Origin of the sequence: Cohnella sp. SGD-V74, assembly GCF_003001675.1 — a bacterium.
GTDB lineage: Bacteria > Bacillota > Bacilli > Paenibacillales > Paenibacillaceae > Cohnella.
Genome location: NZ_PVYW01000002.1, coordinates 538,285 through 563,035 on the forward strand (window position 1 = coordinate 538,285; position 24,751 = coordinate 563,035).

The 24,751-nt window shown below is 56.9% G+C and carries 17 protein-coding genes; 3 read left to right on the forward strand and 14 right to left on the reverse strand.

Annotation, left to right across the window (positions count from 1 at the left end; translation table 11 throughout):
• The first annotated feature begins 100 nt into the window (after positions 1-100).
• Positions 101-976 (forward strand): AraC family transcriptional regulator, encoded by an 876-nt coding sequence (locus B0G52_RS04785; RefSeq protein WP_094042362.1) that lies wholly within the window; start codon positions 101-103, stop codon positions 974-976.
• A gap of 47 nt (positions 977-1,023) precedes the next feature.
• Here the strand turns inward: B0G52_RS04785 and B0G52_RS04790 are convergent, their stop codons facing one another.
• The 5 genes from B0G52_RS04790 to B0G52_RS04810 all read right to left on the reverse strand — a co-directional run bounded on the left by B0G52_RS04790 (position 1,024) and on the right by B0G52_RS04810 (position 12,934).
• Positions 1,024-1,845 (reverse strand): DUF4097 family beta strand repeat-containing protein, encoded by an 822-nt coding sequence (locus tag B0G52_RS04790; protein WP_158223587.1) that lies wholly within the window; start codon positions 1,843-1,845, stop codon positions 1,024-1,026.
• Positions 1,846-2,038: 193 nt separating this feature from the next.
• Positions 2,039-2,728 carry a response regulator transcription factor gene (locus B0G52_RS04795; RefSeq protein WP_094042364.1) on the reverse strand — a complete coding sequence of 230 codons (690 nt, stop codon included), beginning with the start codon at positions 2,726-2,728 and terminating at the stop codon, positions 2,039-2,041.
• Between the two features lie 135 nt (positions 2,729-2,863).
• Positions 2,864-3,265 carry a hypothetical protein gene (locus B0G52_RS04800; RefSeq protein WP_094042365.1) on the reverse strand — a complete coding sequence of 134 codons (402 nt, stop codon included), beginning with the start codon at positions 3,263-3,265 and terminating at the stop codon, positions 2,864-2,866.
• A 163-nt stretch (positions 3,266-3,428) separates the two neighbouring features.
• Complete coding sequence (locus B0G52_RS04805; protein ID WP_094042366.1) at positions 3,429-5,564, reverse strand: ATP-binding protein; 2,136 nt, start codon at positions 5,562-5,564, stop codon at positions 3,429-3,431.
• A 179-nt stretch (positions 5,565-5,743) separates the two neighbouring features.
• Complete coding sequence (locus tag B0G52_RS04810; protein ID WP_094042367.1) at positions 5,744-12,934, reverse strand: InlB B-repeat-containing protein; 7,191 nt, start codon at positions 12,932-12,934, stop codon at positions 5,744-5,746.
• 300 nt (positions 12,935-13,234) lie between these two features.
• Here B0G52_RS04810 and B0G52_RS04815 point away from each other — a divergent pair, with 300 nt between their 5' ends.
• Positions 13,235-13,624 carry a hypothetical protein gene (locus B0G52_RS04815; RefSeq protein ID WP_094042368.1) on the forward strand — a complete coding sequence of 130 codons (390 nt, stop codon included), beginning with the start codon at positions 13,235-13,237 and terminating at the stop codon, positions 13,622-13,624.
• Positions 13,625-13,640: 16 nt separating this feature from the next.
• On the opposite strand, the gene B0G52_RS04820 is transcribed toward B0G52_RS04815, so the two are convergent.
• Positions 13,641-14,408, reverse strand: coding sequence for an SDR family NAD(P)-dependent oxidoreductase (locus tag B0G52_RS04820; protein WP_094042369.1), 768 nt, complete (start codon positions 14,406-14,408; stop codon positions 13,641-13,643).
• 161 nt (positions 14,409-14,569) lie between these two features.
• Between B0G52_RS04820 and B0G52_RS04825 the strand changes: the two genes are divergently transcribed.
• On the forward strand, positions 14,570-14,965 hold the full coding sequence (locus tag B0G52_RS04825; protein ID WP_094042370.1) for a hypothetical protein: 396 nt from the start codon (positions 14,570-14,572) through the stop codon (positions 14,963-14,965).
• Positions 14,966-15,031: 66 nt separating this feature from the next.
• On the opposite strand, the gene B0G52_RS04830 is transcribed toward B0G52_RS04825, so the two are convergent.
• The 8 genes from B0G52_RS04830 to gcvPB form a co-directional block, all read right to left on the reverse strand.
• The gene (locus B0G52_RS04830) at positions 15,032-15,577 is read right to left on the reverse strand and encodes a 50S ribosomal protein L25 (RefSeq protein ID WP_094042371.1); all 546 of its coding nucleotides are present in this window, start codon (positions 15,575-15,577) and stop codon (positions 15,032-15,034) included.
• A gap of 210 nt (positions 15,578-15,787) precedes the next feature.
• On the reverse strand, positions 15,788-16,825 hold the full coding sequence (locus B0G52_RS04835; protein WP_094042372.1) for a sensor histidine kinase: 1,038 nt from the start codon (positions 16,823-16,825) through the stop codon (positions 15,788-15,790).
• Between the two features lie 3 nt (positions 16,826-16,828).
• The gene (locus tag B0G52_RS04840) at positions 16,829-17,506 is read right to left on the reverse strand and encodes a response regulator transcription factor (protein WP_094042373.1); all 678 of its coding nucleotides are present in this window, start codon (positions 17,504-17,506) and stop codon (positions 16,829-16,831) included.
• Positions 17,507-17,617: 111 nt separating this feature from the next.
• Positions 17,618-20,113, reverse strand: coding sequence for an ABC transporter permease (locus B0G52_RS04845; protein ID WP_094042374.1), 2,496 nt, complete (start codon positions 20,111-20,113; stop codon positions 17,618-17,620).
• Positions 20,110-20,787, reverse strand: a complete 678-nt coding sequence (locus B0G52_RS04850) for an ABC transporter ATP-binding protein (RefSeq protein WP_094042375.1) — start codon at positions 20,785-20,787, stop codon at positions 20,110-20,112. Before B0G52_RS04850 ends, B0G52_RS04845 begins: the two co-directional genes overlap by 4 nt.
• A 96-nt stretch (positions 20,788-20,883) precedes the next feature.
• Positions 20,884-21,666, reverse strand: coding sequence for an endonuclease/exonuclease/phosphatase family protein (locus B0G52_RS04855; protein WP_094042376.1), 783 nt, complete (start codon positions 21,664-21,666; stop codon positions 20,884-20,886).
• A 120-nt stretch (positions 21,667-21,786) separates the two neighbouring features.
• Positions 21,787-23,037: an MFS transporter gene (locus tag B0G52_RS04860; protein WP_094042377.1), complete on the reverse strand. Its 1,251-nt coding sequence runs from the start codon at positions 23,035-23,037 to the stop codon at positions 21,787-21,789.
• Between the two features lie 144 nt (positions 23,038-23,181).
• The gene (gene gcvPB / locus B0G52_RS04865; protein ID WP_094042425.1) at positions 23,182-24,741 is read right to left on the reverse strand and encodes an aminomethyl-transferring glycine dehydrogenase subunit GcvPB; all 1,560 of its coding nucleotides are present in this window, start codon (positions 24,739-24,741) and stop codon (positions 23,182-23,184) included.
• Positions 24,742-24,751: the final 10 nt, after the last annotated feature.

Genomic DNA, 24,751 nt, shown 5'->3' on the forward strand with positions numbered 1-24,751 from the left:
TTCATTGTAAAAAATCGGGCGAGCAACGTTATGGGTTGATCGCGACTTCGAATAGGGATATGATGACTTCATTAAGCGCAAAGCGGAAACGGGGATTACGATGAGAAAATCGGGAGTCTGGCTGGAAAAAGGGGAGTTGTTCTTCCATAACGGGCTGAACATTTTCGTCAACAGAGTCAGCGAGCGGTTCGACCTTCCGAAGCACGAACACGACTTTATCGAGATTTGCTACGTCTGGTCGGGCAGCGGCTTTCATTACATCGGCGAAGAGACGATCCGCGTCTCCCAGGGAGATTTATTTTTCCTGCCGGTCGGCGTCTCCCATATTTTCCGTCCGTCGTCTCCGAACGCCAAGGAGCCGCTTCTGATCGTCAACTGCATTTTCGAAGAGAAGCTGTTTCGCTTCTTGACGTCCATTCTGCCTGCCGAGTACGGCCTGTACCGCTTCCGTCGGCTCGCGGCGGAGCCCGGCAGGTGGCTGCGGATGAGAGAAAAGTCCGGCGAATTCGGCAGACTGTTCGACTCCCTTCACGCCGAGTTCGAGAGCAAGCGGACCGGCTTCGAGACGATGCTCGTCGGCCTGCTGCTGCAGCTGCTGATCGGCATGGAACGCGCGATGGAACCGGAAGCGGCCGGGACCGCCGCCGTTCCCGATCGCATCGAGAGGGCGCTTCGGCACATTCGCGAACATCTTCAGATCAGACTTACCCTTGCGCAGGTCGCCAGGCACGCCGGCATCGGAGAGAGACAGCTTCAGCGCGATCTGACGGCATGGACGGGACTGAGCTTCAGCGCTCTCCTGCAAAAAGAAAGGATCGACCGCAGCCGCGAGCTGCTCGCCGATCCTTCCCTCTCTTCCTTAACCGTCGCCGACGTCGCCGCCCGCTGCGGCCTTCCCGATCTTAAACGGTTCCACCGCCTGTTCAAGCAGGCGACGGGCATGACCCCGGGACAATTCCGGGAGACGACCCGCTGAATGCGGCGCCCGCTGGCGGAAATCGGAGATCCTCGTCTGAATATGCCTTACGGCTTGACGTCGACGACGATCTCACCCACTGCCGTGTACGCGTCAATGCGATAGCCGTTCGATCCGATCGTACCGACCTTTTTGTTCGACGCTTGCTGGCCGTACTCGACCTGCTCCAGGTTCAGCTTGACTTCTCCCACTTCGCTGTCGAGGTTAAAGCTGGCGTCCGTCGGCGATTCGCTCAGATGAATGGCGATCTTCCCTACATCCGTCCTCGCCTTCACGTCGCCGCTGAGCACGAGATCTTCGACGACGATTTCGCCTGCGTTCGCTTCGAGGTTCAATTGTCCGCCGACGCCGCTCAGCCGGATGCTGCCCGCATCGATGCGGATGTCCGCCAGCTCCGTCTTGACGCCGGACGCTTCGATAGCCCCGAAAGTATTGCGAATCGTCAAGCTGCGGTAGGCTTTGTCCGGAAGAACGATCCGCAGCGTTCTCTCGCCTCTCTGATCTTTAAGAACGCCCGCTTTCGCCTTCTCCTCCACTTCCACCTTCAGCACGCCCGACTCGACTTCCGCTCCGAAGGCAAGCCGGTCGCGAAGCGAGTCGTCCGCGAGCAGTTCCACCTCGGCCTTGTCTCCCGAGCCTTTCGCGATGTGAATGACCATCGCTTCCGTCCGCACCTGAAGCTCGTCGAATCCGTCCGCTGCGAAAGCCTGTTTCTCCAGAGAAACCAGTTTCCCCGAACCCGAGCCTGCGCCGATAACGTTCCCCTGAACTTCCTCCGTGAACGAGCCCGCCAAGTCTCCGCAAGCCGTCAACGACGCCGCCAATACGATAATCGCGAACAGCTTCGCGCTATTTCTGCCTTTTTTCATTTCTCGGCCTCCCGCTATTTTCCACTTCCATCCTTTCTCCATTATAGAGAGAGCGGCTTTGCGCTCCGACGGTCCCCCGGCCAGATTGCGGCTGGACCAAGGTCGAGTGCTGGACTATCGCGGGAAACTAGCGAAAAGAACAAAAAAGGGTCAACAGCATCAAATAATACCTCGACGCCATGACCTCATTTTTTTACGTACTTCCGGCAACCAGCATGTATCCTGTCCCCCGGATCGTAACGATTCTCTCTGGATGGGCAGGGTCAGCCTCGATTTTTTTGCGTAAATTGCTGATGTGCACAGCGACCGTTCTCGTATCCTCCAGACTCTCCGTTCCCCAGATGAGCTGAAACAACGCCTCGACACTGACGACACGATTCACGTTTTGTGCCATATAGGAGAGCAGACCGAACTCTTTTTTCGATAAAAAGACGGTTTCACTTCCCATAATGACAGACTGTGCGTAGTAATCCAGCATCAAACCCGGCAACTCCAGCAGTTGTTCCCTTCTGCCCGTCGACACTCTGCGAAGATGCGCCTTGATCTTGGCCATAAGCACCCCGGGACTGAACGGCTTGGTCACATAATCGTCGCCGCCGTCGGATAATGCGCTAATTTTCACCTCGTCCTCCTCACGACTGCTCAGAAACACGATTGGCGCATTCGTGTAGCTGCGTGCGTTCCTGCACCAATCGATTCCGTTTTCATTCGCCAGCATGACATCCAGTACAATCAGATCCGGCTCGAACGACGCAAGCAGCTTCATGGCATCTGCACCGCTATAACTATAGGAGGAGATAAAGCCCTCCCGCTCGCAATACGCCTGAACAATCTCGCAGATATGGGGATCATCATCGACGATCATAATTTTATGCGCGTCCATCCCAACCTCACCTCGTGACTCGTATAAACCATTCTATCTTTAAGGATTTGCAAACCTTGCTGATGATGATAGACGGTCAGCCAAACCATCGTTGTCGCTGGGGCGTGTATGCATACTCGCCCTAGCGTATTCGTCTTACTTCAGTGAGGCATACTTGCTCGACCGCATGAACTCACGGTGGGATTCCTGAATCGCATTTGTACGCATCAGTTGCTCCTCCGAACCACCATGTTTCAGTTGCCCCGCAATCTGCATCAGCTTGAACGTGTTGTAATAGTTCGCATCCGCTTTGCTGCGGCTATGCTGCAAGGCATCCTCATACGCTTGGCGTTCCAGTGAAAGGCTCATTGCTTGAGCATGCATATTGGGATCATGTCGCTGTAAGTAGTGCATTTCGTCGGAGCGCAGCTTCTTGCCCAGCATGAGTACATTTCGAATAGCTGTCAACCGCGATTGATCCTTCGTCTCGCGCGCGTCCTTGTATTGCTGCATCGCTTGGAAATAATCACTGACTGACTGCACAGATTTTACATTCACGCTATTCCCCCCTTGTTACAAATCTCGTCACATGCAAGCCCCGCAACTAATCCTTCTAATTTTACCATTGCAGATTGCTCTATATAGGAAGCTTAAAGAAAACTTTAAGTTCGCGTCTGCAACGATCATCATGTTGTGCGTGTCCACCCCAACGTCACCTTCCTCATTTCCCCACGCAAGGAAACGATACATAGAAGACCGACCCCGTCTTGCCGTCGCTCTCCGCTCGAACCGTTCCTCCATGCGCTTGCACGATTTCCCTGCAAATCGCCAGCCCGAGCCCGCTGCCCTCTACGCCTTTCTCGCCCGGTTGATCATACCTGTAATTGCGATCGAAGATTTGCTCAAGCTGCTCCGGCGGAATCCCCATGCCTGAGTCTTGCACGCTAATGATCGCATAGCGGGTACGATTCACCTCATCCACAACCAGCCCAAGACGCACCGCACCGCCCCTTGGGGTAAACTTCATGGCGTTCGACACCAGATTAAACAACGCTTGCTCCAGTCGTTGCGCATCCATCACGACAACAGGCGAATCAGACCCTTGATCTGCCTCATCTCTGCAATCGAGTCTGAAATCCAGACCAGCGTCACGCACAACCAGCTCATATTGTTCATAGAACCGGCGCAAGAAGTGAATCACATGAACCGGCTCCATGCGATACGAGACCTGTCCCGTCTCCAAATGCGACAAGAAGCTCAGCTCCTCGATCATGCGGTTAATCCTTATCGTGTTATCCCGAATATATTTCAGGTACTGATCATTGCGTTCCGGTTTGACTCTGTCCTGCACAGCTTCTACATAACCCAGCATGCTGGACAGCGGCATGCGCAGATCATGCGTAATATAGGCAAGGAGCTTCTTCCGCCCTTCCTCGGATTGAAGCAGCTGGTCATACGATAAGCGGAGATCGTCATGAGCTGCGGACAAGGCCTGTGTGCGTTCCTGCACGGTCCGTTCCAGATTCGTATTCATCTCGATAAGCTTGTCGTTAGCGACCAGCAACTCGCGCGCAATCTTCTCCTCGTTCGCCGCCGCCCTCGTAAATCTCGAAGAAAGCAGCATCATCTGTGCGATTGTAAACACCAACAGACCCAGCGGAGAGGTATTTCCGATTCGCGACCATTCGTTGTAATATAAAAAGTCGTTGATAACCGTCACTAAAGCAACCACCGACACCAGCAGGAAGATCAGCGCTCCCTCCCTACGCCGCACAGCCGCTTGGGCCAGTCCAACCATCAGATAAACCATATGCAGGACAACGATCACACCGATCATTGGCAACATTTGGGTATAGATAATGGCAGGGGTCGCCACAACAACAATACACAATGCTCCGGTTACGAACCGCGTGCCATGATGGAACCAACGCGACACATAATTCGGAAAGATGCAATTGAAGTACATCGTGATGATATACCCGCTGCTGCACAGAATCAGGTACTCGATCTTGAACTGCAATTCCCACGGAAAAGTCGGCCACCATTGGGTGAGCAATAGCTCGCCGACCAGCAACGAGCGGATGCCGAACATTAGGGTGAACAGCCCAAAGAACAAGGGCGCCCTGTCTTTGCGTCGCAAGGCGAACAACAGCAGGTGATAGACCCCAATGACCAGCAGGCTTGCGGTGATGAACATTTCAGCGGCGATGTTCAGATGGGTTTTGACCGTTAATACATCACTTCCGCCCAACTCGATATACTGGGTGATGCCGCCTCGCTTATGATGGAAGTTGGCAACTTGCATCACCAGTTCCACCGAACCTTGCTCGGGCTGGAAGAACACAAGCTTCGTTGCCAGACGCGGGATCGCTCTGCTCTTGTCCCGACCAACCACACCAACCTCTTCCAGAAGCTCGCCGTTAACCCACAATTTATACGCATGAAAAATCGCAGGCAGCCGCAGCGCAAGCCGCTCGCTGCGATCCTGCTCGCTAAGTTCGATGACGACCCGAAAGGTGGCATAACCTGTACCGCTCAGCCGCTGGCCATCTAACCGATCGCCTAGCCAAGAGTTCGGGATGCTGATCCAGCGTTCATGATTGCCGCCCCTTGCCATGCGATTCTGTATATCCTCGGGCGACAGCAGCTCTTGCCAGTAGAACGCCCACTCCCCCGCTAACTTTAGCGGATTCTCGCGGACATGAACCTGGGTTAAATCCAGAATGCCTTCTTTGCTTTCGAGCTTGGGGGAGTCCGGTGCAGGCATGACGGCATAGCTTGCAACCAAACCGACAACAACGGCAGCAGTGATATAAAGCAAGATCATACGAGAACCGAAGCGGAGAATACCCCTCATGATGAAGCCGACCCCAATCTACAGGATGCGCGATATATAAGTTAATTCTCCTAATGATAACATCATTAAAGAAAATTGTGCCCTGCAAATCTGTTCGGGGCGTTGAACATGCCGGGCTAACAGCAGAGCAGCCAACTCCGGTGGGAGTAGGCTGCTCTAATATGTGCTACGAGAGACGGTTACTTGCCGGAATCATGCTTCATCACCGTCAAGTTAACTGGAATACCCAGAGGCACGTTATCCACATAGAACACATACACGCTGTCGCGGCTGTCTATCGTCATCCCGGTTTGATAAGCTGCTGTTTCGGTGAAGTTGGCGTTACCTACAAGCGTCCAACTGCCGCCCTCGTATTTCATCACGGTCGCCTTGTTCCCGTATCCGTAAACGACATAAGGCGTGCCAGTGCTATCGAAAGCAAGGTTTGAATCGGTTTTCCAGTTATTTCCTGTCGCAATCATACCGATCGTGTCCCAGTTGTTGGAGCCAACATTATACCTGATCACGCTCATTGTTGAATTATTCCTGTAGACGATATACGGCACATCATTCGGATCAAGCGCAAACGAGAGAGCTTGATGATTAAGCTCACCCAGGTTGCTAACAGTCACCCAAGCGCCATTCTCGTATTTAGAAACAGTTGCGTCCCCGTACATGACTTCTTGGTATAAATACAGGATGTTGCCTTTGCTAAACTTGATGATTGGAGGCAGCCAACCGCTTACGAGACTCTCGCCGCCAGCTACATCGACCCAATTCGTGCCGTTATATTTGACCACTCTGATGCGTTCTGGTGATCCATCGCCATGCACATAAGCGAGATAAGGAACATTATCTCCGTCGAAGGCAAGAGACGGGTTATTCGTGAAGCTTTGGAGTGCGTTAGCGCCTACGTTTGCCCAGGTTTCCGTGCTAGCGTCATATTTAAGTACGGCTAGCTCAGAAATGCCTCGATGCCTATAAACAATGTAAGGAACATCCTCGTTGTCCAAGGCAAACTCCAATTGGTTCCGCTCCCCCGCGAAGGAGCCGATATTGATCCACGCACCTCCATCATACTTCATCACGTATACAGTGCCATCTAGCGCACCCGCAACATAAGGCGTACCGCGACTGTCGAGCGCAGACTTAAATTCGAAAACTTGACCGACCGTATCCCCTACATTTTGCCACAGGGACAGCGTCCACTTCGCGTACAGTGTGAGGTCTTCCGTCACCGCTGTATTGAAGTCGTAGACTGGCATACCCTCGTTGAGATCCACGTACCAGCCGTCGAATCTGTAGCCCCTCCACGTCGGATCGCTCGGCACCGCAGCCTTGTTTCCAGGACTCACTGTCTGGCTGTTCACGACTGAGCCGCCGTTGCTGTCGAAGCTCACCGTGTAGCTGTTCTCCGTCCACTTCGCGTACAATGTGATGTTCCCCGCTACAGGTGTCGTGAAGCTGTAGGCTTCACTCAGACTGCTGTCGCTGTACCAGCCGCCGAACGCATGCCCCGAACGGATCGGGTTGGCAGGCGCCGCAGCCGCAGTCCCTTCATTCACCGTCTGAGCGTCCACTGCCGAACCGCCGTTACTCTCAAAGCTCACAGTGTAGGTAGCGATCCACTTCGCATACAGCGTGACATTCCCCGTTACCGGGGTCGTGAAGCTATAAGCTTGACTATGTCCCGCATCGCGGTACCAGCCGCTGAACGCATGCCCGGAACGAGTCGGATCGGCAGGCTTCGCAGCCGTGTCCCCGTAATCTACCGACTGGCTGCTCACCAGCGACCCTCCATCGCTAGTGAAGCTCACCGTGTAACTGTTCTTCGTCCACTTCGCGTACAGCGTAAGATCCCCTGTCACGCCTGCTGTAAAACCGTAAGGACTTGTCCAGCCACTATCGCTGTACCAGCCTCCGAACGTATGTCCCAATAGCGTCGGAGCGGGCGGTGCCGTAGCTACAGCCCCTTCGTTCACCGTCTGGTCCTCCACGGTCGAGCCGCCATTGCTCTCGAAGCTTACCGTGTAGGTTGTTTTCTGATCCATCGTCCACTTCGCATACAGCTCGAGATTACCCGTCACCACCTCTGTGGTGAAGTCGTAGACGGTCGTGAAGGTTTCATCGCGATACCAACCGCTGAACACATGGTCTTCCAGCGTAGGAGCGACAGGCGCTACCGCTTTGGCACCGTCATTCACCTGCTGATCCGCTACCGGCGATCCGCCCTTGCTGTCGAAGCTCACCGTGTAGCTGCGCAGCCACTGCGCATACAACGTGAAGTCGCCCGTCACCTGTGTCGCGAAGTCGTAGACGCTCGTCAGTGCGCCATCGCTGTACCAGCCTCCGAACACCCAATCGTTCTTGGTCGGTTCAGTCGGTTCTTCTGCCTGGAAGCCATAACCGACCGTCTGGGCGTTCACCGCCGAGCCGCCGTTGCTGTCGAAGCTCACCGTGTACTCATTAAGCGTCCACTGTGCGGTGAACTGGACATCCTCCGCCGGCATCGTAGCGGGTGGAGTCGGCAACCAGCCTGCGAAGGCATACCCCTGCCGTGTCGGAGTACCGAGAGAGATCGTGGCGCCAAGCGGAACCTCAATGACCTTGGTCGCCACACCGGAACCGTTGTAATCGACCGTCATCGTGTGCGCATCGCGCGTGTAGTACACCTTCAGAACCGTTGTGCCGTCGCCTGCGATCGTGCGCGCAAGCACTGTGCCGGGAACTTCGTCGTCGAACCTGAAGCCCGGATAAGACTTCATCGTAACATTCGTCAGATTCGCCTCAGCGCCGGTAATCCCGTAATAAGATTCCGTATCCGCCACCGTGTAGGTGTCGCTTGCGATATTTTGCTTCAAGTACACGACTTTATAAGGCGTATTCGCACGCGCAGTCCACGTTGCGGTATAGGTCGTGTCGGAAGTCGGCATGAGGCTCGGCGCCTCCGGCGACCACCCGGCGAACGTATAGCCCGGTCTTGTCGGCACAGGAATACGCGCGGCAATATTTTTACCGAACAGTGCCGTGATCGACGCTGCAGGAGCACCCGCATAATTCAGGTTGAACGTCATGGTTCGATTCGTGGGATAATAATCCACACGCACTACCGCCGAACCGTCGCCCTTGATGGTCGAACCGCTTGACGTCCCGTTCGCATAGCCTTGATCCTTGAAGCGATCCGAGTCTATCAGAATCTCTGTATCCGTTGTTCCGGTCAATACTTCCGTATACGCAGACGAAGTTGCGGATCTGCTGTTCGGTTCTATTAAATAATGCTCCACGGTATACGGCGTATTCGTGTTCGCCGTCCAATGCGCGTACAGATGAAGATCCGCCGCTGGCATTTGACCTGGAATCGTCGTTATCGCGCCATCGACAGCCTCCGTATACCAGCCGTCAAAGGTGTAGCCCGGATATACCGGGGTCGCCGCGCTAATCGCCGTGTTAGGCGCGCCAACGATAACCTCCGTCACTCCGCCATTCTGCGGGTCCAACTGCAGGACATATTCCCCTGCCCTGATGCGCCATGTCACCGGAATCGTACGCTTGAGCGGTTCAGATCCGAACGACAGTGGAGCCCCCTTCCACGTAATGACCAGGTTCCCCTTGCTCAGCGGGCTGTTCGTATTCAGCACCTCAATTTTGCGGGTTGCCGGGTCATACTTGAAATTCGCATGATCCACCTGAATATCGAACCGCGAAGCGTCATAGGTCTGAGTATCGGTGCCGCCTGTCTTCAGATCAAACATGCTCATCTCGAACAGCATCTTCGGCACAGTGAGAGATGACGCAGAGCCTGCCAAGTTCAGCTCAGGCGCCTCATCCTGCGGATAGGCAAAGTCTGTAACATTCCGCTGCTCCCCTACCGTGTACAACGGCCATGTATTCTCGTATACCGGTATACTGCCCGAGAGCAAGCCATCGCCCAATTGAGCGCCGATTGCAGTCTCTAGATAGATACCGATCTCTACATACAGAGCGCCCATGGATCGGGTAGTCTGCTCCCCGTTCAGTCGCTTCAACTGATAATAGAAGTACCCCCACAGATTCACGTACGCACCGGCTTCAATAGACACCCCGATGCTATTCAGCTTAACACTGCCAACCCCCGCTTTAAGCTCCAGCAGAACTCCCGCCCGCAAGCCGATTGTCCCCATTACATAGAAGGTAAACTGGTAATTGCCGTCACCCGGCAAGCTTACGGTGTTGCTCGTGCCTCGGAAACCAAGCACGTGCACGGTAGCCGAGTAGCGTTTGGCTGTCGTATAGTTGAAATCCGCGCCGATCGTCAAGTTCACATTGGCGCTGACAACAAACTCGGCTGTAAAGTTGACTTCAACGATACCCATAACTACGCGCACGCTCTTCTCGAAGAGCTTCTTTTTGATCAACGGAACCCAATCCGTCTCGTTCTCCATCATCTCTTGATACTGTGCTTTCAACGATTCCGCATCTACGCCGGTATCCTGCACGCCGTCGATTAACGCTTTAATCTCTGTCGCAATATCGCGTACGTTGCTTAGTACGCCGCCATTATGCGCGCCATCCCAATCCCCCAGCGCCTCCTGCAGCTTATCGTGCGCCACCGTGGCAATCTCCGCCGTAATATTAATTCCGGTATACGTGTACGCATCCAGATTGGCGGTAATCCGATAATCTTTCGGGTAAGGCACACAGAGAATCCAAACACACGCCTTCCCCCAATCCGTCCCCCCATCGATGCCGAGATTCAAAGTAATCTCCTGTAAGAACGTACCCGTCATATGGATGACGAGATCGCTCTCCTCATGGATGCGAATGACAATGTCCGCGCCGATCTGAAGCGTAGCGCTGACTCCGGAGGATTGTCCGGCAATATGATTTACTCTCGTGCCCAACGCAGCGACAACCGTCAGATTCTCCACACTGACTTTGCCTGCGCCGTTAGCCGCTAGCATCTTCACTTCCATCTGCGTCTTGAAGGCATCCGTCTCCATGGCCAGCGCAGACAGATAGTCCGCAGCCTGATCGACGAAGCCGCTGGCGATCGCTTGCTGCTCTATCTGATCCTCGAGCTGCGCAATCTCCTCATCCGACAGCAGTTCCTCACCCTCAATCGCGCGCTGCTGATAGATGTCGAAGGCATGATCAATGTCTGCTTCCGTGACGTCGACATACGTAATAATATCCATCTCCGCCACAGGCGTAATCGACGTAATGCGTCCATAACCGATTAACAGTTGGGAGCCGCCATTCACTAACTCACCCTCATAGAAAGCGATAAAATCGCCTACATCGACGGTGGTGAGCTCGCTCAAGCCTAGTGCCGCATACATGCTGTCGCTGTAGTTCATGACCGTATGCGGAACCGTAATCGAATGATTATTCGGGTCTTCATCCGTATCCGCATCTACACTCACAGGCAGAACATCCGGCCTGAACAACACTTGCTCGGCATCTGCGTGAACATAGGTGTAGCTACTGCCGCTAATCGCTGTGATTCGCACATAAGCGACAGCGCCGTCGGCGGCGCCGGTTGTGTCTACCGTTCGCAGATCGGGACGAACCCCTTCGTAGATTGCAACGACAGCGCCAACTTGAATCTCGCTGCTTCCGCTGTAGGAGAAAGTTCCACTGCCGCCATTCGCGGCGGCAAGACCGTTCTCGCTGTCACCTACCGTCGTCGTAATGAGCGGAATGGCCGGCGAACCTACTTCCGCGCCATCGAGCATCATATTCGTGACATGTGCGAAAGGCAGATAGATCATATTTGGATTTAGCGGGACATTCATGACTTCTTCCTTGGCAACGCTAAAAACATAGATGCTCGTCGTCGCGTCTTGACCTTGGAAAGACAGATTGTCATCCGTTAACGTCAATTGATAGGTGTGTCCTTCTGTGAACCGACCGCCTTCGGCCGCTAACGTGAAGAGACCATTCGCGCCGGTGACGGTAATCCCCGTAAAATCAGGATCTGAGGTATCCTCGAACGTCATACGCGCCTGCACCCCGGACGCCGTCAGGCTGCCCGTCGCATCTTCTATATCGATGGTGAAGCTCGGAGCGACATCCAGCACCGAGTAGATCGGAGTGCTCTGTACGGCATTACTCACATGATCGATATACTTCGCATACAACTGCGTATTGTCAGTAACCGTACTGCTTTCCGTGAAAATAAGCGACAAACCGCTGTCTCTGAACCACCCTTGGAAAATATATCCCTCTTTCGCCGGAGCTGGCAGGTGGCTTAACGTCTCCCCTTCCTGCACCGTCTGCGCAGCTACCGCCGACCCTCCATTACTGTCGAAGCTCACCGTATAGTTGGCAATCCACTTCGCGTACAACGTCATATTACCCGTTACCACCTCTGCGAAGTCGTACGGCAGGGTCAGATCGGTGTCGCTGTACCAGCCGCCGAACGGATACCCTGATCTTGTCGGCACTTCAGGCAGAACAGCCACCGAGCCTTCCTGCACCGTCTGCGCAGCTACCGCCGACCCGCCGTTGCTCTCGAACGTAAGCGTATACGTAGGGACATTGGGGTTGCCGCCTGTGTTTCCTCCGGTCGTTCCGCCGCCACCGCCGCCAGCTCCGGGCGTCGGCAGCCCTGCGCCGTTCGTCGTGCCATTATCCGTATCGGATGTTGGCGTCGGCGTCTCTTGATTCTGATTTTTCCACGCCTCCACAATCGCGTTGTTGCGCATGAAGAAAACAGCCGCTTCTGCACGAGTCGCCTGTTTATGTGGATTGAAATTGCCATTGCTGTCCCCGTCGAACAAACCCGCTTGCCACAGCTTCACAACTGCATCCGTCGCCCAGGAAGACACGTTTGCAACATCACCCGGCTTCGTAGTTACAAGGTTGCTAGTTTGATAGGGAATCTGATAGCTTTCAAAGTATCGCAAAGTCAGCGTCGCCATCTGTTCCCGGGATACGGTTGCATCGGGAGAAAAGTTCCGGACGCCCGTGCCGGAAGTAATCCCCTTCTTAACCGCCCACTCTACATATGGCGCATACCAAATGCCCGCCGGCACGTCGGCAAAGCTCGAGGCGGAATACTCGCCGACATCCACGCCGGCCATTCGTCCAAGCGCCGTCACATACATGGCGCGCGTCATCGTTCCCTTAGGGGAGAAGGCGCCCCCGCCCGTTCCGCCGAATATACCATTCTTCCGGACATAGACGGCCGCATCGTAGAACCAGTCCGTTGGTCTCACATCCTGGAATCCGCTTGATTCGGCCGCCGCCACCTGTTGCACCGACAGCTCGGGCACTATCGCCTGCTGTACCGGCAATTCGGCCGCCGACGCCTGCTGCACCGGCAGTGCGGTCACGATCATGCTGACGATCAGCATCCACGCCAAAATTCGTGATGTTAACTTCCATTCCCGTTTTGTTGTCTTCTTCACACCCGCTCATCCCTTCTCGTAACCTGCCCACAGGAAAATGATGTCGATTTTCTCCTCTCATTCTAGCAAGCAGGCGGGATCGCTTGTGAATTGTAAAGAAAACTTTAAGTTCGTGCTTGCAATGCGCTTCTGCCAACCGGAGTGACAGCTCGAGAACGTCAAATAGCCCCCGCCAAACGGCGGGAGCAGACTATCGCGGGAAGCAGGCCTCCTGGACGAACTCGTAATCTCCCGTTCACGCTCCGTTCATAATGCGCGGCTACATTGATAGGGAAAACCAATGCAAGGAGAGAAATCCTCATGACCGCATACAGCAAATGGTTGATCCGCATGGCGGCTTTGTACTCGTTGATCGGCGCATTGATTGGAGCGGATATGGCCGGCCGGGAAGACTATGCGATGATTCCCGTTCACGCGCACATTCTCGTTGTCGGCTGGCTGACCCTTTTCGCTTACGGAATCTTCTATTCCGTCTTCAAGAACGTTCGCATGGTCAGAACGGCCAAGCTTCAAGCCTGGACCGCTCTGCTCGGGGGAGGACTCATGCCGCTGGGCATGCTTGCCTACTACAAAGCGGAAAATACGGCGACGCTACTCGCATTCATCGTCCCGGCATCCGTTCTGCTTGTTGGCATTGCGCTGTTTGTCGTCGTTTTGTTTTTCGACAAGCAATTGTTCGCGCAGAAATAATTCGAACTCCCCGCCGCTACAGCTCCGCCGTCATTCCTCCGTCGGCGACGAGCGTCGAGCCGGTCATGAACGAATTGTCGGGGCTGGCCGCGAAGAAGACGACCGAGGCGATCTCCTCGGGCCGGCCGACCCGGCCGATCGGCTGCGAATCGTCCCACTGCTTCATGATTTCTTCCTTGGGCGTATCCAGGTTCTTGACGCTGCTCTCCAGCATCTGCGTGTGGACCGCTCCCGGAAGCACCGTGTTCGCCCGGATGTTCATCTTGGCGTAGTCCAGCGCGATAGCCCGCGTCAGTCCGGCTATTCCGGCCTTCGAAGCGGCGTAGGCGGAATAGCCGTCCAGCGTGGCGAGCGCGTGGACGGAGCTGACGTTAACGATTGCCCCGCCCCCTTGCTCCAGCATCGCCGGAACGACTTCCCGGCAGAACAGGAATACGGACGTCAAATTGTTCGTGATAACTCCATTCCACTCATCCAAACTCATGTCCGTCAACCGGACTTGCGGGCAGACGGCCGCATTGTTGACCAGCACGTCGATCCGGCCGAACTCGGCCAGCGTTTCCCGAACGACCCGCTTCACGTCCGCTTCGGAGGCAACGTTCGCGGCCTTGGCCGCGGCGCGCCCGCCCTGCGTGACGATCTCCGCGGCGACAGCTTCCACTTTGGCCGCCGTGCGCCCCACGACGACGACGCTCGCTCCCGCTTCGGCGAACTTCTTGGCGACCGCCCGTCCGATGCCGCTTCCTCCTCCGGTCACGATGACCGTTTTGTTTTCCCAGCTCATGCTTGCACCTCGCAGGTTCAGATTAGATCGTCGACAAATACGTTTCGCGCGAATGGCGATTTATAGAGCAAGAAATATAGCTCGAGCTGGAAGGCTACGTCCGCATCGCGCCCAAACACGGCGTCATTCTGCTCGACTCCTCGTCCAAGCGGGTCGGGGATTTGCTGGAGACGATCGTCTCGATGGCTCTCTTCTCCGTCAGCTTCTCCTGGAACGACAAAGCAGACGAGCGCACCCTCTGCGCCCGCCTGCTGTCGCAACAATATCGCTCGATCCCCCGGGACGATCCGGAACGAGCCTCCGCCCTGGCCGCCTTCGACTACGAGCTGTTCCGTACGCTCATCTCCCTGGCCAGCAACGAGGAGATGGACGGAACGTTCCGCACCGCGGCTTCCCGGTTGTTCTGGAACCGGAACGCCGAGCGCTGGAAGTCCCTTCACGCCCGGGAAACATCCGAGCGGCTGGAACGTCTGCTTGCCGCACTGGAGCAGAACGCCGAAACGTTCAGGGAAGCCTTATTCGCATATATGCATATACTTAAACGCAGCTGGCTGTAGAGCGGCAACTCTCATCCGTCCAGGCTGTTTTCGTTCATCGGTATTGAGGCTCCCGCTCCGCGGGCTTTACGGCTTGGACACCGATACGAGAAGCTCGTTTGCCCCGGAGACGACCGTCACTTCGGGCGGCAGCTCCAGGTCCCTCACGAACAGCGTATCCCCGATTTCCATCGCGCCAATGTCCAGCTCGACCGAGGACGGCAAGTCCTTCGGCAAGGCTTCCACTTCCACGTACGGGTCTTGAACCTGCACGATGCCTCCCGACTTCGTTCCGACCGGAGTGCCTTTGAGCTTCACCGGAAGCTTCGTGCGCACAATCTCGTTCGTCTGAACAAGCTGAAAGTCGACGTGAAGAAGCGAGCGGGTGACCGGGTCGCGATGAAGATCTTCCAACAGCACCGTCAGCGAGCTCTCGCCCTCCACTTGCAACTCGATGAAGCCGGAAGCCCCTTGCTTCAACCATTTCTCGAACTGTTTCGTTGAAATATGAATGACTTCGTTGATCGCGTTTTTGCCGAATACGACGCCCGGCAGCCGTCCCTCCTTGCGTAAATTCCGCAGTCCGGAAGTGTTTAACCGCGGACGTTTCTCCGCTTGAATGCATGCAGCCATGCTCTATCCTCTCCTCTATATGAGTGATCTTAGCGCTTTACCGGCAGCCGTCCGATCTCCCCTGGACGGGGACAAATAGAGAAACATAGCATCACGACCTCCATGTCCTTTCGGAATGATAGGGATACATTAAATGTAAAAACCCGCAAATATAGACGAAGGCACCCCACTCTGGAAGGAGTGGAATGCCTATGGGTTTCCTACACCATATCATACAATCTCGGCTGTGTCGACCGGCAGGAAAAGCGAGAACACACTCCCCCGGCCCGGCTCCGAAGATACCTTCACGTAACCGCCCTGCTCCGCCAAAATTTTACGCGCCAAGTACAGGCCGACGCCGACGCCCGGCGTATCGGACGAGGAGGCCCCCCGGAAAAACCGCTGGAACACCTTGGCAAGCTCGGCTTCGGGAATGCCGCGTCCGTTGTCGGCGACGTCGATTCGGGCGAACATCTCGTACCGTTCGACGGTCACCTTGATGCTGCCGCCAGCGGGGGTATATTTGATCGCGTTGTCCAGCACGTTGCCGATCGCCTCGCCCGTCCACTTCGCGTCATGAAGCAGTTGAACGGACCGACTCCCCTCCAACGCGATCTCCAGTTCCTTCTCTTCCGCCGAAGGATAAGCCGTCTTGATCGCCGCCAGCACCGTATCGGCAACGTTCCCCCTCTCCGCGCGAATCTCGATGATTCCGCTCTCCAGCCGGGAGATTTTCACCAGACTGTCCATAAGCCACGTCAGCTTCTCCGTCTGATCCCGCATAATTCGGGCAAACTCCGTTCTTTTGTCCGGAGGCAGCGATTCGTCCGCCAGCAGCCCGTTATACATATTCAGATTGGCGAGCGGCGTCCGAAGCTGGTGGGTAATGTCCGTAATGAGCGATTTCATCTCCTCGCCCTCTTCCTTGTACCGAAGCTTCTGCATCCTTAAAATGCCCGACAGCTTCAGCACCTGATCCTGCAGCTTGGAGAGCAGATTGTCCTCGGAGACGGGGAATTGCTGCTTGTCCTGCCCGTCGATCAGCGACTGCACGGTCAGCGACAGCTTGTCCAGAATCTCTATCATCCTCGAGCGCAGCGACAGCAAGTAGCCCGCGAAAATAGCAGCCGTCGCCAGGACGAATGCCGCCGCCCCCCACCAAATCTCCTTGTCCGCCCGAGAGCAGGCGAGAACGGCAAAAAACGCGCCGCAAGCGAGCGCGTACAATGCCGAACATACGATAATGATGCGGACAAAGGAGCTTCTCATCGTCTAGTCTCCCCAGGTATAGCCGATTCCGAACACGGTTTTGACGAAGCGCGGCCGCTTCGGATCGTTCTCGATTTTGCTTCGCAATCTCTTGATCGTCACGCTGAGCGTATTCTCGTCCACGAAGTTGCCCCCCGCGTCCCACAGCTTCTCCAGAAGAACGTCCCGCGTCAGCACCTGGTTGCGGTTCTGGGTCAGCGCAGCAAGCAGCTTGAATTCGTTCGTCGTCAGCTTGAGCTCTTGGCCGCTCTTGAACACTTTCATTTTATCATAATGAATCGTCAATTCTTGGTATGCGAACAGCGCTCCATGGTCTCCGCTCCCGCCTCTGCGAAGCACGGCCTTCACCCTCTCGCGGAGCACGGCCATGCTGAACGGCTTGGCCATGTAATCGTCCGCTCCGAGCTTAAAGCCGAGCACCATGTCCTTCTCGGTATCGTTGGCCGTCAGAAAAACGATCGGAATGTCCGAGGTGGCGCGGACGGCCGAGCACAGCTCCTTTCCCGGGCGATCGGGGAGGTTGACGTCGAGCAGGATCAGGTGAATTTCGCGGCTGCGGAAAGCAGCCAGCCCTTCCTCGCAGGAGTAAGCCGATACGATCTCATAGTGGTCCGCCCCGAGCGCGTACGCCAACCCTTCGTTTAGAGGACGATCGTCTTCCACGATCAAGATCGTCGCCATTCGAATCTCCATCCTTCCTTGCGGAGCCCTCTCGGAACCGGGGCAGCGTTTAGTCCCTCTTCGTCGAGCCGTTGCGTTGGACCTCTTCGTTCAACCGTTGCACTTCTTCGCTCAGCCTGCTTCCCGCAGCCGTTCGACGATGCTCTTCTTTCCGACTCTGTGAAAAGCAACGAACGGAACGATCCAGCAAGAAGCAAGGATCAGCGCGAAAGCGACCGCCAGCGGCACCGCCGGGAACGTATAAATCGCGTAATCCGCTTCCTGGCTGAACAGGGCGTACGCGCCGTAGCTGATCAGCGTGCCGAGCGTGGACACGAGCAGAAGAGAGATCGCCGCGTACCCCGTCCCTTCCCATAATAACAGGTTGCGCAGCTGCTTGCGCGTCATGCCGATGCTTTCCATCACCGCGAACTCCTTCTTGCGGACGACAACGCTCGTGAGCATCGTACTGACGAAGTTCAGTATGCCGATCAAAGCCAGAATAAGCGTAACGGCGCCTCCGAGGATGTAGAAAACGACTTTGGCGGATTCAAGCTGCTCCGCCCAATCCAGCTTGGAAGAAAGCTTCAGCTCGCGGGAATCGGCAACCAGCGATTCGAGCCTCTCCTGAATTTGCGGATGCCGATTCTCATCGGCTTGTATGGCCAGTCGGTAGGCTATCGGCTCCTGTCCGAGCCACTGCCTCATCGCCTGCTCGCTTACGTATACGTTCGGAGCGAAGCTGCCGAAAGGAATTCCGTAAGTGTGCGGAACTTCCCCTCCTACCTCGAAATCCCATTCGGCGGAGCCGCCGGGCAGCCCCAGCATAATGCTTGCTCCCCGCTCCACGTTCGGCGTGTTCAGAAGAGCGATCTCGCCCTTCTCGAATCGCTCGAGGTCGATCGGCGTCTCCAGTTCCTCATTCAGCTTTTCTATATCCCGGGTATCCAGCCCGACCGCGAAGCCCGCAAATCCTTCCCGGTTCACGGACAACTCCTCGTCGGACGGCCGCTCGAAGCCGCTCTGCTCGGCGAAGGCATCCATATATTTGCCGAACACGTCGGCGGAATAAGGCATGTACGCTCTCTGCACGTAAGTCGCCCGAATGTCCTCAACCCCGTCGATCTGCCGGATTTGCTCAATCAGACTGTTCGTGAGCAGCGGCTTCGGTTCGCCCTCGTACCTGAAGCCGAACGTTTCGTTCTCGACTTCGAAGTCGTTGCCGACATAAGTGTCGACGAAATTGTCGGCATCCATGCTGAGCACAAGCGTGTTCGCGGTCAGGAACGTCGTCATCCCCAGGAACAGCGACAGGAACACGGTCGCTGCCCGCTTCTTGTCGCGGAACAGATTGCGCAGCGCCATGCGGTGGAGCTTGGCGCCGCCCCGTCCCCGTTTTCGCTTCCGGGAGGCTTGCTCATATTTCGAGGCTTCGATCGGCGATATCCGCCCGGCGATCTTCGCGGGCTTCCGGCTGCCGGCCATCGTCGTCAGCCAGGCGAACAACGCCGCTCCGACGAATATGACCGGGTGGAACGAGATTTCCGCATCCGTCTCGAGCGAAGTGATTCGAAGCGCGAGCGGCACGGCGACGAAGGACGTAACCGCGCCCGCGGCGAGCCCGAGCGGTACGCCGACCAGCGCCAGGCGATTGGCCTGGCCGCGAACAAGCCGCTTGATCTGCCTCCGGGTGGCGCCGATCGTCTTCAATAAGCCGTATTGCTTCGTATCCGTAGAGACGGATACGTAAAGAACGTTATAGACGAGCAAGTAGCCGCTGAACATGACGAGGGCGACCATTCCCCCCATCCCCGCGTATGTCCGGGCCCGGTCCGCGGGATCGCCGACCGTCCTTTGCACCGGATCGAACGGCTGCTTGCCGCTCAGACCCAATTGTTCCTCCGCTCGCTGCATCGAAGCTCCGACGTCTTTTCCGCTCTTGAACGAGACGGAAGCGACCGTCCCTGCCCCGGGCTCGGTTCCTCCCCGAATGTCGTCGGCGAAAGCCTTCGAGACGACGATCGTCCCGGCGCGTCCCGCCAAATGCGAATAGTCGGTATACCATCCGCTCAGGACAAAGGACTCCGTGCGTTCGACCAGTCCCTCTCCGCCTGTCGGTCGCGCGGAGTAAGTCAAGGAAACGGTCATCCCCGCCTGCGGCTTTTCGATGCCCAACTCGTCCAAAATCCAGGTCGGCACGATCGCTTCGTTCCGGCCGTCCGGATATTCGTTCGCGCTCTTGCCCCAGAGCGGCGCTCTCATCTTGCGCCATTCAACGTCATCGTACCATGCGAAGGAGGCAGCCAGCCCATCGTCCGCCACCGGGGGAACCCAACGTGCGACTTGTACCTCCAGACCGACCTCGCTCACGTCCGCCATGCCCTGCAGACGCGTCACTTGCTCCGCCGTCGGATTCGCCAATCTCGCATCCGCAGTCGTTCCTTGCATTTTTTGCGCTTGCGCTTCGAACGATTGCACGTAGCTCAGACCGATGCTGAACACGGACGTAATCAGCCAAGCCGTCAAGGCAATCGCCAGCACGACGTAGCGGTTTCTGGAACGGTTCGCCTTCAGGCTCCGCTTCATCAGCTTGTCTATCGCGGCTTTGTTGGCGTTCGGGAACATCATGGCCGCATCCCTCCGACGATCTTGCCGTCCCCGATACGGACGACGGCGTCGGCCAACTGCGCGATCTCTTCGCTGTGGGTGATCATGACGATCGTCTGGTTGAACTGACGGCTCGTCACTTTCAGCAGCCCGATTACTTCCTGGCTCGTGCGGCTGTCCAGATTCCCCGTAGGCTCGTCCGCCAAAATGATCGCAGGCTTCGCAGCCAGCGCGCGGGCGATGGCGACCCGCTGCTGCTGTCCGCCGGACAGCTCGCCGGGCAAGCTATTCAGCTTCTGCGCGAGTCCCAGCGTCCGAACGACATGTTCCACGAACTCCCTGTCGATCGCGTTCCCATCCAGCTCGATTGGCAGCACGATATTTTCGTAGACGTTCAGGATCGGCACGAGATTGTACTGCTGGAACACGAAACCGATTTTGCGCCTGCGGAATACGGTCAGTTCGTCGTCGTTCATCTCGAACAGCGATTTGCCTCCGATGAACACTTGCCCTCCGGTCGGTCGGTCCAACCCTCCGAGCATGTGCAGAAGCGTCGACTTCCCGCTGCCCGAGCTGCCGACGATGGCGACGAATTGTCCCTCCCGCACCTCCATCGTAACGCCGTCGAGCGCTTTGACGAGATTCGGCTCCCGTCCGTATATTTTCGTTAAGTCTACCGTTCTCAACAAGGTCATTGGTTACAACTCCAGACTGTAGAAAGATGAGTATAGCTTGCAGTATACCCTCCGGTTCTTACATTCTGGTGACAGAGTCGTCTCGTTCTGTTCAACCTAATCGCTTATCCGTCTTACCGTCGCGGACACCGGATAATGGTCCGATGGATAGCGCCCGTCGTACCGTCCGCGGTCGACCTCGACGCCGGCGATCTCCAGATCCGGCGACGCGAATATGTAATCGATCGGCTCTCCCGGCTCACCGCCCAGAAACTCATGGAACGTCCGGCCGACGCCTTGGCTGCCTTCCGCTAGAACAGAATAGGCGTTAAGATAGCCCGCTCCTTCCAAGCCGGATACGACGATGTGCGCCGGGCCGACGTTGAAGTCCCCCGTCAGGACGACGGGAAGACCGGTCGTCTCGCGGAACCGTTCGATCCGCTGACGGATCAGCGCCATTCCCTTCGTCTGGGCTTCATCGCTGATATGATCCAGATGGGTGTTGAACGCAGCGAATTCCGCTCCGTCGGCCGACTTGAATCTCGCCCATGTACACATGCGCGGGCAAGCCGTATTCCAGCTCATCGCGCCCAGCTTCTCCGGCGTCTCCGACAGGCCGAAGACACCGACCTCCTCCGCGCTCCACTTCCCTTTCTTGTACAGAATCGCACTGTATTCGCCTTCCTCGCCGCCTTCCCGACCTTCGCCGACCCAGGCATATTCCGGCAGCAACGGCTCCAGATCTTTGATCATGGCGAGCAGCCCTTCCTGAATCCCAACGATATCCGCATCGTGGCGCTTGATCGCCTCGGCAGCCGCTCGCACCCGCAGCGGCCATGCGTTCTCTCCGTCCGACTCCACGTTTAACCGCAGATTAAAAGTCATGATTTTCGCAAGCATAATAGTCCCTCCTTGATCGTAATTCCCCAACCATTGTACACCTTCGGATCAGCGAACGCGTACAGAATCGTGATGGGTGCCATCGAGAGAGGGAATGCCTCGGTCACGAAAAAAGCCCGGTCACAGAACCGGGCGAATCCATTTCGCGTAAAAGGCCAGAACGAACGCCAGCGCAACGGCCGTCAGCAGAAACGGCAGACGGTAGTCCTCTCCCGCCAGTATCCATCCCGCCGCATAAGTCGCCCCAGAGGAGCCGGCGCTGCGGAACACCGACCTCATCCCCGCGAACAAATTCCGCTCTCGATCGGAGAAGGCGGACATCAACTGGCTGTCGAGCAGGTTGGACAGCATCGTCGTGCCTCCTCCGCGCAGCAGGAACAGCGCCACGAACAGCAGCTCGGGAAGCTGCGCATACAGCAGCGCGAACAGAAGCAGATTGCTCGCGAATACGGCGACAATGGCAGTATTTCTCCCGAACCGTTCGATCAAATAGGGCGTCAGCAGCGAGCAGACGAACAGGACCAAGCCGTTCGCCGCCAGCAATTGCGATACGCTGCCGTCCGCCCAATCGAGACGGAACTTGACGATGACGTTCAGGAACGAGCCGGTAAGCGCCAAAGACCCGCTGATCAAAGCGAGGAAGAAGGCGAACAGCCACAGCTTGCGGCGGAGCCCAATCTTTGCGGTCGCCGGGGCTTCCTCGGGTTCGCCGCTTGGAACGAGCGTTTCTTGCGGTGCTCCCCCTGAAGGCGTTGCAGGCTTGTCCTCCGCTGCGGCCCGCTTCTTCTCGGATGGAAGCCATACTGCCCTCAGAACGCCGAGCGACAGCAAAATCGCCGCGGACAGCAGCAGCGGCGTCCGATAAGTTCCGCCGTCTCCCCCGCCTCCCGCCAAGTATCCCGCAGCCAGCATTCCCGCTCCCGTGAACGCGGTAAATACCGCAAACATAAGCGAATAGGCCCGCGTCTCCTCCTTGCGATTCGCGCAGTAACGAAACAGCAGCTGCACTTCCGTCGTCTCGACCAACGTAAGCCCGACGGAGACGAGCGTCTGCGCCGCGAGAAAATAGCCGAAGCTTTCGCTGACGGCATACGTCAAGCTGCCCGCGGCGACAAATCCCGCTCCGACCGCGAGCAGCCGCTTGCGCCCCAGCCGATTCGCCAGCAGCGAGACGGGAATGGCCGACACGCCCATGATCAGAATGCCGATAGACGCAAGCGTTCCGACTTGATCGGCTTTCAGTCCTTGCGACAGCAGGTGCAAGTTCAGCACGAGCGCGTACATGCCGATCCCGATTCCGTACAGCGCCTCCGTCGCGAGGAAACGCCTCACCCCCGCGGGCAACCTCCACAATTCCTGCAAATAAGCCATCTGTTGCTCCTTTCCTTGCTGCCTGACCGTCTGGGACACCGCTTGAGATAAGCTCGCACGGCGCGCTTACTCCCCTCGTCCGCGGGGGCCATCGCCCGAAAGATGAAGAAAGGCCCCTGGTGGGAGCCTCCCTTCATCAAGCTGCTACTTCGCCTGCGTCTTCTTCAAGTACGCCCGCCAGGTGATGCACCACTGGGCCGGGTCGTCCAGAGACGATTCGTCGTTGCGGTGGACGGTGCTGTTGTGCGGAGCGGTCTTTACGATGTCCGGGCTGGTGTACGCTTCCTCGGAAATGTGCGCCAAAGCCTGAATATACTCGTCCAGATCCTCCTTGGAATACGACTCGGTCGGCTCCAGCGTGAACGGCTGCGGCACGATATACGGATGATGGGACGTCCAGTAATGGAGGCCGAAGTCGCACATCCGGCGCGTGATGTCTTCCGTCGTCACGCCCGTCTCGTCGGTCAGCTGCTTCCAGCTGTAGCGCACCTGCTCCAGGCGGCGGCCCTTAATGTAAGGGGCGCTCGCGCCGCGAATTTGCAATATTTTATGATACAAGTAGTTGTTGTTCAGCACGGCAATGCGCGCAACGTCGCGCAGCCCTTCCGCGCCAAGGCTCATAATCCAGGCGTAGGAGCGCAGCACCGTCTGGGCGACGCCGTGGAAGCTGCGCACCTTGCCGATGCTCACGTCCGGCTGATCCTTCAGCGCATACTTGCCGTCCTCGTGTACGACCAGCGGCCCCGGAAGGAAGCGTACGAACGGCTCCGCCACGCCAAGCGCCCCCGTTGCCGGCCCTCCGCACATGTGGGGAGCGGCGAACGTCTTATGCAGGTTGAAGAAGCACATGTCGAAGCCCGCTTCCTTCGCCCGCGTGATGCCGAGCAGGCCATTGGCGTTGGCCTGGTCGTAGAAGCAGACGCCTCCCGCCGCGTGCACGACGTCGGTAAACTCGCGAATCCGGTGATTGTAGATGCCGGTATCCTCCGGGTTGGCGACAACGAAACCCGCCGTGCGCTCGGAGACGGCGTTCTTCAGCTTCTCCAGATCCGGGAAGCCGTCCTCGTCGGGATGCAGCGTAATGATCTTGTAGCCTTTGACCGCCGCAGTCGCCGCCTGGGAAGGATGGGAGAAGATCGTCGTGATGATCTCGTCGCGTTGGTCCCCTTCTCCGCGGGATTCGTGGTAAGCACGGACGATCGAGGCCATTGCCAGCAAAGCCTGCGTGCCGCTGCTTGGCTGGAACGAGAAAGCATCCATTCCGGAAATCTCGCGCATCGCCAGATCGAGCTTGTGATAGATTTCCAGCATTCCCTGCGCGGTGTCAGGGTCCTGCAGCGGGTGCAGCTCCATCATGCTCGGCGTGCGTATGAGCATCTCGTTGATGCGCGGAATATATTTCATCGTGCAGGTCCCCTGCCCGATCTCCACGTTCAGATCGGAGCCGAGCGTCTCCTGCGACAGCCGCAAATAGTGGCGCAGCACCTTGGCCTGACCGATCTCCGGCAGCTTGGGCGCTTCGCTCCGGCGCATCGTCGCGGGAATGAGCGAAGCCGCTCCTCCGACTTCGGACGCAATGCCTGCCTCCGTACCTGGCGGGATAACGCCTCGCTCTCCCGAACGATGCAGCTCGAATACGACCGGTTCGTCCCATTTTGCCTGGTGGAAATTACGCACTTTATGATCTCTGCGAATCCGCTGCATAGGGCCGGAT

Bases quoted from the DNA above. Each gene is read 5' to 3' on its own strand.
- B0G52_RS04785 (WP_094042362.1), top strand. From the start codon at position 101: ATGAGAAAATCGGGAGTCTGGCTGGAAAAAGGGGAGTTGTTCTTCCAT.
- B0G52_RS04790 (WP_158223587.1), bottom strand. From the start codon at position 1,845: ATGAAAAAAGGCAGAAATAGCGCGAAGCTGTTCGCGATTATCGTATTG.
- B0G52_RS04795 (WP_094042364.1), bottom strand. From the start codon at position 2,728: ATGGACGCGCATAAAATTATGATCGTCGATGATGATCCCCATATCTGC.
- B0G52_RS04805 (WP_094042366.1), bottom strand. From the start codon at position 5,564: ATGAGGGGTATTCTCCGCTTCGGTTCTCGTATGATCTTGCTTTATATC.
- B0G52_RS04815 (WP_094042368.1), top strand. From the start codon at position 13,235: ATGACCGCATACAGCAAATGGTTGATCCGCATGGCGGCTTTGTACTCG.
- B0G52_RS04820 (WP_094042369.1), bottom strand. From the start codon at position 14,408: ATGAGCTGGGAAAACAAAACGGTCATCGTGACCGGAGGAGGAAGCGGC.
- B0G52_RS04830 (WP_094042371.1), bottom strand. From the start codon at position 15,577: ATGGCTGCATGCATTCAAGCGGAGAAACGTCCGCGGTTAAACACTTCC.
- B0G52_RS04835 (WP_094042372.1), bottom strand. From the start codon at position 16,825: ATGAGAAGCTCCTTTGTCCGCATCATTATCGTATGTTCGGCATTGTAC.
- B0G52_RS04840 (WP_094042373.1), bottom strand. From the start codon at position 17,506: ATGGCGACGATCTTGATCGTGGAAGACGATCGTCCTCTAAACGAAGGG.
- B0G52_RS04845 (WP_094042374.1), bottom strand. From the start codon at position 20,113: ATGATGTTCCCGAACGCCAACAAAGCCGCGATAGACAAGCTGATGAAG.
- B0G52_RS04850 (WP_094042375.1), bottom strand. From the start codon at position 20,787: ATGACCTTGTTGAGAACGGTAGACTTAACGAAAATATACGGACGGGAG.
- B0G52_RS04855 (WP_094042376.1), bottom strand. From the start codon at position 21,666: ATGCTTGCGAAAATCATGACTTTTAATCTGCGGTTAAACGTGGAGTCG.
- B0G52_RS04860 (WP_094042377.1), bottom strand. From the start codon at position 23,037: ATGGCTTATTTGCAGGAATTGTGGAGGTTGCCCGCGGGGGTGAGGCGT.
- gcvPB (WP_094042425.1), bottom strand. From the start codon at position 24,741: ATGCAGCGGATTCGCAGAGATCATAAAGTGCGTAATTTCCACCAGGCA.